The sequence below is a fragment of the Nostoc sp. genome (assembly GCF_036916575.1).
Taxonomy (GTDB): domain Bacteria; phylum Cyanobacteriota; class Cyanobacteriia; order Cyanobacteriales; family Nostocaceae; genus Nostoc.
Genome location: NZ_JBALGC010000136.1, coordinates 1 through 9420 on the forward strand (window position 1 = coordinate 1; position 9420 = coordinate 9420).

General features: G+C 40.3%; 10 protein-coding genes and 1 pseudogene. 4 read left to right on the forward strand and 7 right to left on the reverse strand.

Going from position 1 to position 9420, the window contains the following annotated elements; genetic code table 11:
• Window positions 1-259: 259 nt before the first annotated feature.
• Window positions 260-346, forward strand: a pseudogene (locus V7L29_RS30415) (helix-turn-helix domain-containing protein); the annotation flags it as partial.
• 194 nt (window positions 347-540) lie between these two features.
• On the opposite strand, the gene V7L29_RS30420 reads toward V7L29_RS30415, so the two are convergent.
• From V7L29_RS30420 to V7L29_RS30430, 3 genes are all read right to left on the reverse strand, one after another.
• A complete protein-coding gene (locus V7L29_RS30420) occupies window positions 541-1980 on the reverse strand; it encodes an MlaD family protein (RefSeq protein WP_334687975.1) in 1440 nt (479 codons plus the stop codon).
• A 161-nt stretch (window positions 1981-2141) separates the two neighbouring features.
• Window positions 2142-2924 carry an ABC transporter ATP-binding protein gene (locus tag V7L29_RS30425; RefSeq protein ID WP_334687976.1) on the reverse strand — a complete coding sequence of 261 codons (783 nt, stop codon included), beginning with the start codon at window positions 2922-2924 and terminating at the stop codon, window positions 2142-2144.
• A gap of 77 nt (window positions 2925-3001) precedes the next feature.
• Window positions 3002-3295: a hypothetical protein gene (locus tag V7L29_RS30430; protein ID WP_334737837.1), complete on the reverse strand. Its 294-nt coding sequence runs from the start codon at window positions 3293-3295 to the stop codon at window positions 3002-3004.
• Window positions 3296-3901: 606 nt separating this feature from the next.
• Here V7L29_RS30430 and V7L29_RS30435 point away from each other — a divergent pair.
• Both V7L29_RS30435 and V7L29_RS30440 read left to right on the forward strand, forming a co-directional pair.
• Window positions 3902-4948 (forward strand): threonine aldolase family protein, encoded by a 1047-nt coding sequence (locus tag V7L29_RS30435; RefSeq protein WP_334737838.1) that lies wholly within the window; start codon window positions 3902-3904, stop codon window positions 4946-4948.
• A 385-nt stretch (window positions 4949-5333) separates the two neighbouring features.
• Window positions 5334-5795 (forward strand): hypothetical protein, encoded by a 462-nt coding sequence (locus V7L29_RS30440; protein WP_334687979.1) that lies wholly within the window; start codon window positions 5334-5336, stop codon window positions 5793-5795.
• Window positions 5796-5891: 96 nt separating this feature from the next.
• Here the strand turns inward: V7L29_RS30440 and V7L29_RS30445 are convergent, their stop codons facing one another.
• From V7L29_RS30445 to folK, 4 genes are all read right to left on the reverse strand, one after another.
• Entirely contained in the window at window positions 5892-6701 is an 810-nt protein-coding gene (locus V7L29_RS30445) for a prohibitin family protein (protein WP_334737839.1), read from the reverse strand.
• A gap of 349 nt (window positions 6702-7050) precedes the next feature.
• Window positions 7051-7290 (reverse strand): ADP-ribosylglycohydrolase family protein, encoded by a 240-nt coding sequence (locus V7L29_RS30450; RefSeq protein WP_334687981.1) that lies wholly within the window; start codon window positions 7288-7290, stop codon window positions 7051-7053.
• 7 nt (window positions 7291-7297) lie between these two features.
• Window positions 7298-7846: an NUDIX hydrolase gene (locus tag V7L29_RS30455; protein WP_334687982.1), complete on the reverse strand. Its 549-nt coding sequence runs from the start codon at window positions 7844-7846 to the stop codon at window positions 7298-7300.
• Between the two features lie 68 nt (window positions 7847-7914).
• Window positions 7915-8430, reverse strand: coding sequence for a 2-amino-4-hydroxy-6-hydroxymethyldihydropteridine diphosphokinase (gene folK / locus V7L29_RS30460; RefSeq protein ID WP_334737840.1), 516 nt, complete (start codon window positions 8428-8430; stop codon window positions 7915-7917).
• A 388-nt stretch (window positions 8431-8818) separates the two neighbouring features.
• On the opposite strand from folK, the gene V7L29_RS30465 reads away from it, so the two are divergent.
• Window positions 8819-9420: biosynthetic peptidoglycan transglycosylase (locus tag V7L29_RS30465; RefSeq protein WP_334737841.1), on the forward strand; the 602-nt coding region annotated here is incomplete at its 3' end.

The following is a 9420-nucleotide window of genomic DNA, read 5'->3' on the forward strand; positions in this document are numbered from 1 at the left end:
GGCGTCTCCCTTTGGGAGAAGACCGCGCTGCCTCCCCTTTGTGGTTCGTTTTTCTTAATTTTCGGGTAAGTCCTGCTCTTAACCCAAGCGTATTGGGTAACAAATATCGATATCCAAGAAAGTGTCGAAGAACTGGAGACGTTGGTACGTCAACAGAATAATGCACAACGTAAAAGTTCGGTTACAAGCACTTTACATGATTAAAAAACAAGGTATCAACGTCTGTGCGTAACTTGCCACCGTTCGCAAAGCGTCTCGTAGAGAAGGCATCGCTAAAATACTTGGGAGGCATCGGAGTACGGTACAGAGGTGGTTAGCGGATTATCGTGAAACCTTTGGTGAGTGAGTTAATCGTTTAGGTGCTTGTCATCAACAAGACACTCAAAAATTTTATGAACAACGATTTCATCGGAATTACTTGTTCTTAAACCGAAGGTTATTTGATGTTTTATACTCCGAGGACAGGGCGGAGTATCTAACCTCATTTATCGTATCAGCCGTTTTCAGTAATTCCTTTTTAAAATTGCCAAGCTGTATTGCCTATTTTCCCGTCTCCAGTTGCTCCCGTTGCTTACCATACTCCCGCAGCTGCTTCAAAAGGTCTTCTTGGGATGAGTTAGAGATAGACGGACTGGGGGTTGGTTGAAGGTTGGTGTCGGTACTGACAAAATTAGCAGGTGAGGGATTAATTACGTAGATAGGTAGGGACTTGTCATTAAACATCGCTTGTTGGGTTGGTGCTGGGGTAGGAATTAGATTCTTTGGTTTGCTCACAGCAGCTTTTACCGAATCTAGAGTCGTAGCAACTTGCACTTGTTGCTGCATCTGTTGTGTAGAAGATACTAAACCACTTAGACCATTCACCAATTGCCGCAAATTTTTTCGGAAACTAGGATCACCTGTCAATTCATCCAAATCAGATGTAATTTTTTGGCTATTTTCAAACGTTACTCGTGCTGAATCTAAAGTTTGTTGCAGCAGCACCACATTCTTTGGATCGTTTAAGGTTTTAGAAGCATCGCGTAAATTAGCTGAGGCTTGTGCTGCATTTGCTGAAAGAGTTTCTAAATTGTTGAGTAATTGTCCTTGAGTCAAGCGATTCACAGCTGGTGATAAGCTACTGACTGTAACACGCAGTTGGTTGCTAGTTTCAGTGATATTGTTCAAAGCGCCAACCAGCGCAGAACGATTTGTTGTCAACAGATTATCCAGGTTGTTCAGCAAACGATTTGCTTGAGTTGCAGTTGCATCAAATTTATTTAGTGTTTGATTCGCGGATGCATTAAGTTGGTTTGTCGCTCGTTGCACTGAATTAGCAGTGGCTGAAAATGTATTTAGTTGTTGTCGCAAGTTTTTGGTCAAACCTTGTAAATCCTGACTTAGCTCAGTAAAACTTGTTACTGCGCCTGTGGTAGTTTCTAGAACCCGATTGACATTTCTATAAAATTTTGGGTCATTGTATGCATCAGCTAGCTGAGTTGAACTGCGAATTAGGTCATCAACACTGATCCCAACCTGACCTTTTAATCGAGAGCCATTACAGACTATGAGGCTGTTATCACAATTTTTATCTAGGGGTTTAGCAAGCACAACCCCAGCAGGTAATGTTGCTTTTGGTGTGATGTCGATAATACTTTCGCTAATTAATCCGCTTTGATTAGCTTCCACCACTACATTCCGGGGGATAATTAGGTCAGTTTGGGCAATTTCAATCTCTACATCAATGGCATTTGGCCCTGGTCGAACCTGGGAAATAGTTCCTACCTTAAAGCCACGATAGCGAACTGGTGATCCCTTTTGCATTCCGCCAGCGTTAGCAAATTCCACAATAGTTTTGTATGAACGACCACCAGTAGTGAATCTATGTAACCAAAAAAAGAGTAATCCAAATACCCCTAGTCCTAGTAGGAGTAACAACCCCACAGAGCCTTCTCTAAATGTTCGCCCAGACGCGAAGTTGATTGTCATAAGACCTCGCATTTTTTTGCCTCCACCAACAATCAATTAGGAGTTAGGAGCAAAGCCGGAGACTCCGAAGCTCCGGTTAGGAGTTATAAATTATGAATTATGAGTTGAATTTAACTCTCGCTCCTCAGTCTTAACTCCTCACTCTTAACTCCTAACTCATAACTTTTAAGTTTCTAGCCGACAAATTGAATCGGTCCTTCCACACTTCCACTGACAAATTGTCTGATCAACGGATTTTCTGTGTTGGGTATTTCACTAACTGTACCCTGCCACTGCACTTTACCTTCATAGAGAAATATAACTCTATCAGCTGTACGGCGGCCAGTACTGGCTTGGTGGGTAACAATGGCATAGGTGCCACAAGCTCCATGTGAACTTTGCAAATAACGGATTAAATCTTCGATTACTGTTGAGGCAATGGGATCAAGTCCAGCTGTTGGTTCATCGTATAATAAAACTTCTGGGCCTTCTGTGGGACTATCAGGGTTAGACATAATTGCACGGGCAAAACTTACCCGTTTTCGCATTCCCCCGGAAAGTTCGGCTGGGTAGAGGTGACCTGTTCCTGGCAAACCTACCATCTCCAATTTTTCTTTTACCAAATCTTGAATCCGCGATCGCGGTAGCTTTGAATTTTGATAAAGTAAAAATCCCACATTCTCGTCTACCGTCAGCGAATCAAATAGCGCCGCCTGCTGAAACACCATGCCAATGCCAATCTGCTGGCCACCATCCTCAATCAAACCGTCTCGCCGCACTCCTTGCACATAAATTTCTCCTTCATCGACAGAAAGTAATCCCGCTATTACCCGTAAAATTGTTGATTTACCAGTCCCTGATGGGCCAATAATCCCCAGTGCTTCTCCCCGATAAATTTTCAAGTCTACATTATCTAGAACTTTATGGCTACCAAAGGACTTAGAAACACCTTTGAGTTCAATCAATGGTTCAGTCATTAGTTATTAGTCATTGGTGATTCAGTGAACCAGTACCTTGGTGTTAGCGTAGCGTAAAGCCTACGGCATAGCTTCGCTTAGAGCGACGTAGGAGCCTCGGCAGTCCGGTCTTCTCCCAAAGGGAGACGCCAAAGGCGATGGGGGTTTCCACGCCAGTTGCAACAATAGTGGCTCGCCGCCCAACGCACTGGCTCCCCATGAGGAACTGCCGTTAGCGTAGCGGTAGCGAGTAATCGAGCGTCAAGGGTTCCCCAATTTGTTCGCACAGCGGCGACCACAGGAAAAGCAACTGGCGTTAACGACATTCGCGTAGCGGACGCACCAGAAGGAGCATCACCCAGAGAGTCATTAGTCAGTATGAAAATAAACAAATGACTACTGACAACTAACAAAGGACAAATATGCCCAATAGTGATGTCATCGTTATTGGTAGGGCATTGTATGGTACATTATAAGTATATGACTAGCATTCTAATTAGCAAACTTTATTTTTTTAGCATAATATTTAGTGATTTGCGATGTTTAAGTCCCAGAACCCCTCAACGCAAAGCTGACGAAGACACCGTAGTAATTTAACGTCTCAGTAAAACGAAACTAAGACTCTAGTTTTCAGTAGTCATCAGTAAAATCATATAGTATAAAAATACTAATCTGTACTATAACTACTTAGATAAAAGCTACGACAACAAAAACTAATTAACACGTTGATGCCAGATATAGTAATTCTATTTGATTTGTGAAAATCAAAAGTTTCGGATTGGCGACTTTTTAGATAAGTCATAAATATTGTTGTACACGAATGATTAAGTAGGGCTATATAAACATTTAGTTGATTACCATTCAAAGTTATTATAATTAGCAGAGTTCTTAGAGAATTTGAGACATTAATAGCATCTCCCGTCAATCTTAGAGTTGGCAAGTGCCAAAATAATTCACTAAGATTGTAAAAATTACTCATAAAAATCAACGTAGATATTATGAATAGTAACTCAGAGCAGTTTGCAAGTGATAATTCCTCTGGTATTTGTCCGGAAGCGCTGGAATATATGATTAGGGCAAATCAAGGTAGTGTTCCAGCCTATGGAAATGATGAATGGACTCAAAAAGCCGCAGATTATTTTCGGGAACTCTTTGAAATTGATTGCGAAGTATTTTTTACCTTTAACGGTACAGCAGCAAATTCTTTATCTTTAGCTGCCCTTTGTCAGTCATATCATAGCGTCATTTGTCATGAAACATCTCACATAGAAACAGATGAATGTGGCGCACCAGAATTTGCATCTAACGGCTCTAAACTCTTACTTGCTCAAGGTAAAAATGGCAAGTTAACATCAGAGGCAATAGAGACAATTGTCACTAAACGTACTGACATTCATTATCCCAAACCTAAAGTTATTAGCATCACACAATCAACTGAATTAGGAACTTTATATTCTATTGAAGAACTTCTGAAAATTAAAGAAGTTGCGAAAAAGTATAACTTAAAGATTCATATGGATGGCGCTCGTTTTGCAAATGCAGTTGCCGCTATGAATAAAAGCCCTGCTGAAATTACTTGGAAAACTGGAGTGGATGTGTTGTGCTTTTGTGGTACAAAGAATGGAATGGCATTAGGTGAAGCCATTATTTTTTTCAACAAAGCGCTAGCAGAGGATTTTGATTATCGATGCAAGCAAGCAGGTCAGCTAGCCTCAAAAATGCGGTTTATCTCTGCTCCCTGGTTGGGTTTATTGGAAACTGGTGCTTGGCTAAAAAATGCCAGACATGCCAATCAATGTGCTGATTACTTAGAAAATCAACTATTAAACATAGAAGGTGTTGACTTGATGTTTCCTAGAGAAGCCAATGCCGTGTTTGTTAAATTACCAGAACAAGTCATTCACGCCTTAAAAGCAAAGAATTGGCAGTTTTATACATTTATTGGTGTGGGAGGAGTACGTTTTATGTGTTCTTGGAACACAACAAAATCAAGAATTGATGAATTGATAAGTAATATTAAAAACGCAACTATTTACAAAAGTTAAATATGAAAAATCTCAAATAATGAAAGAAGTACAGCAATCTTACCCTCACGATTCAGTAAAAAGCTGAATTTTATACTTATTTAATCGGCTGATTTATAGCGTAATTACTATTGACAAAACTGATTTTGTCTTTACCTGTCACGAATACTGAAGGATTAACCCAGATTCTGCAAGAAGCGAACTGACTCATGCGCCTTTGGTAGAAATCAGTTCTTGTTAATTTGTAGCTGAGTTAAACCTAAATTTTGCTTTTTACTATTTTCCTGAAACTAGGCAGTGGTAAAACTTTCAGCATCAAAAAGCCAAAATGTTATTACTCCTGTACTAGACGTTGGTTTAATTTATATATTAAACTACACTAAGCCGATAGGAATAGTGGCTTTTTATGGAAAGCGTTCAAAACGTCAGTCAAGAGTTGAATGTAACAGGAGATACAGCCTTGGAGCATTTACAACAGTCTACTCCAGAAGAGTTCAAAAAAGACATTTTCAAAAAACTCAGAGGTGGATTTTTTCTAGTACTGGGATATTTGTTGTCACCTCTATGTTGGTGGAATGACCTACTATTCAACCTGCCAATAGCATATGGTTTTGGGTATGCATGTAGTTTACTTTCCCCAAAATTACTTTTACCTTGTTCAATTATAGGATACTGGCTCTCTAATATTGTCGGAATTCTCTTAATGCAATTCGGTTCTAAGGACATTTTTCAAAAAGAACCCAAAGAGCATAACCTCAAAAAAGAATTATTCACAGGTTTAATTTCTTCAACAGTTTATACCCTGTTGATTATCTTATTGATCCAGTTGAAGATTCTCGATTCTCCCGTTTTATTCTCCAACGGTTAATTGAGTTTATCACGTTTCTACAAATGAATCGATTGTAGGGGTACACATCTGTGCACCCCTGTGTCTTATTTAGCAGATATTTTGTGAAAAATAATATCAATTTTCATCAAATTTTAAAGTTTCACTTAAATTCACCAATTTTGGAGCCTCCTTACTTACAATTAATGGTAGCTTCCCATTCCATTTTTCTATTGCTTGCCTTTGGAGGATTTCTGGAGTTAAACCGTCACGTAATAATCTGTGCGCCTCAGCCTCTCCTTTTGCTAAATTAACTTTTGCTTCAGCCTCCTTTATTGCTTTCAGCGCGATAAACTCTGCTTGTTTTGCTTCTTGTTCAGCAATCTGCTTCGCCTCCACCGCCTCACCAAATCGTTCTGAAAAATAGACATGAACTAGAGAAATATCATCAACTGCAACGTGATAGCTACCCAGTCGTGTGGACAATGCATCATCTACTCCATCTTTGACTTCTCCTCGTTTAGTAATAATTTCTTCAGCAGTATATTTTGCCATTACTGCTTTTAGTACTTCTTCAACTGCTGGGTTAATAATCCGAATGACTACATCTTGTTCATCTCCAATTTCTTGAAAAATGGCATTTGCTTCCTGGGGAATAATATGCCAGTTGAGAGCGACATCGGTGAAAACATTTTGTAAATCTTTAGAAGAAGCCTCAGCAGAAATTTCCTGTTTTTGGACTCGAATACTCAGCTTTTTCACAGTATTGACTACAGGAATAATTAAGTGAAGTCCTTCTTCTAATATCTGGTTTTGGACTTCGCCAAATTTCATCAATACACCACGTTCGCCTGCATTTATAATCACACAAGGCGTGAGAAAGATAGTTATCAGGAACAAAAGAGCAGTCAGTTTACCGGCACTGTTAAAAGTTATATTTTTTCGCATCTGTGTGAAACATGTATGCGTTTGGCATAGAGACACATATTTAGGAGTTGTAAGCTTCTTCTGGTCATCCTCTTATAACTTTGGCTCTAAGTCAATTTTCATGTGACTTTAGCCAAGGTAACAAATCAGTATTACCAATAAGTAGTAAGTTCATGACTGAGCAGTTAATGTGTTCAATGTACAGACATATAGGTAAGCCGCAAATGTGTACTTCACTACCCAAACTTGGAGATAGTGAAATTAGAGTAGCTTTATGTTTAGCTAAATTACTGTAATAGTATCGAAAAACCGTAGTATTTGAAAAGGTAGTCTGCTTTTAATTGAGTAAAGCAGCAGGGCAATCAAACTGTTAATAATCAAAAAACGTGCCCAGATGCTTACTCGTTAAAACTTCTGGCGTCCAAGGCACTTGAGCAACAATCACTTCCGTAATGGCAATACTCATCTGCGTATCATCGGTGTAGCTGCCAGGAATGAGTCGAAAACGCGGATGTTCGACGTATCGACTCAAATTGTTGTTAACAATCATCTCGTCAGCATATTCAAAGCCTGCACCGTAGTCATCTGCGATTGCTAACTCTAGCAGCATATTGGTATTAGACTAAAAACGGACGCGCCAGAAAAAAGCTAGCAATTGATTTAGCATCTACCGGCTCTCCCTCCAGAATAGCTTTCTCTAATTCTTCGGGGGTTAAAAACACAGTTTCGATATCCTCGTCTCCATCTTGTGGTGGTGGTGTCTCCAGCTTTTCTAAATCTCGTGCGAGAAACGCATAAATAATCTCATCAGAATAGCCGGGTGCAAGGAAAAATTCGCCTAGTTTGTCCCATTTTTGGGCACTATAGCCAGTTTCTTCTTCTATTTCACGCTGTATTGTCTCTAAGGCATCTTCATTTGGTTCTACAGTTCCCGCCGGAAATTCTAATATCCGTCCTTGAATTGCAAAACGATACTGGCGTACGAGTACAAGTTTACCCTCTGGTGTCACCGGCACAGCTAGGGCACCACCAGGGTGACGAATACATTCCCATTCTCCTTCCGCTTTATTAGGCAAACGCAAGCGATTAACTTCAAAATCAAACTTGCGTCCTTTATAAAACAAGCGTTGTTTTAACAGTTGTGGTAATTCTCTACCCAATGGCATAGTAAAATCTGATTATCTGTGAATACAGAGGTGAAATCAGCGTTCTTCTACGTTTAAGGATGGTATTTTTAATTGCCCATCCATAAATGTACACCAGAACAGTCTACCTCTTTGAGCAGTTCTTTAATAACACACCCAGAAACTGGTTCTATCCAATCTGCGGCTATTTCTGCCAGTGGTACTAACACAAAGGCCCGATCCCGCATTCGTGGATGGGGAATCTGGAGGTTTGGTGTATCGACAATAAAGTCATCATATAATAACAAATCCAAATCCAGAGTTCGTGGTTCCCAGCGTTGCTGACGCACACGCCCAAACTGTTGTTCAATTCTTAACAAAATTTCTAATAACTGCTGGGGTAGCATTTCTACCTGCAATGTGACGCAGCCATTTAGGTAATCTGGCTGTGGTGGCCCGACGGCTTTGGTTTGATACCAGTTGGATCTGGCTTCTAAGAAAATACCTGGTGTTTGGGCTAAAATCTCTATAGCTGTTTCTAAAATGGTGTGTGAATCGCCGATATTACTACCAAGGGCAAGGGCGCTTCGTCTGGGTTTTGCGTAGGCGTAGCTCGCCGTAAGCATCCTACTCTCCTTAAGTAAGCCGTTTTCTGGCTGTCTTTGCGGATACTTCGCTGCGCCTGTTCCAGTAAATGCCAATAGTTTTTATATTCAGAATTTCAAATTGCAGCATTTTTACAAAACTAAATTAACTAAATCTAAAAAACATTTTTTTCTGGTGAATTTAGTTAATTATTTATAGGATATTATACTAACACAATAGTGGTGCGCTAACCCCAAAGCTGATTGATGGTGGTTATATAGTTACTACTTTGAGCAAGGAACTGACGTGGGGAAGCTTACCTCCTGGTTCAAGCGAAGACCAACCAATTTGAGTGACTCTGGATAAGGAGGAACAAATGAGAGCTTACCACCAGCACATGTGGCGCAGGCGAGGCAGTTACTGAGCAAAATGAAAATTTTCCCATCTAAAATGAGGGCCAATCAGGCAACTGGCGGTAAACCACTCTATCGTCGCATATGGTTTTGGGCAGGCTTGGGTGTAGGTGGTGGGGTAGTTGCCTTGCTCTACGGTGTCAGTTTAATAGATCGGACTTTACCAGATAAGGCACAGTTGAATGCCGTGCTCAGAGAGCAAACACTGACCATCAAAGCTGCTGATGGCACTATATTACAACAACAAGGTGAAGCGACTAGAGAACAGCTAAAGCTGGAACAAATACCAGATAATTTAAAAAAAGCTTTCATCGCCTCAGAAGATAGAAGATTTAAACAACACAACGGAGTTGATCCTCAAGGGATTATCAGAGCGAGTTTGAATAATTTGCGATCGCAAGGTGTGGTAGAAGGTGGTAGCACCATCACCCAACAGCTAGCGCGGATTCTGTTTTTGAAACAAGAACAGACAATCTGGCGCAAACTCAAGGAAGTTCGCCTAGCACAAAAAATGGAGAACGAATTAACCAAAGATCAGATTTTAGAGCGTTACTTGAATCTGGTTTATTTGGGTGTAGGTGGTGGGGTAGTTGCCTTGCTCTACGGTGTCAGTTTAAT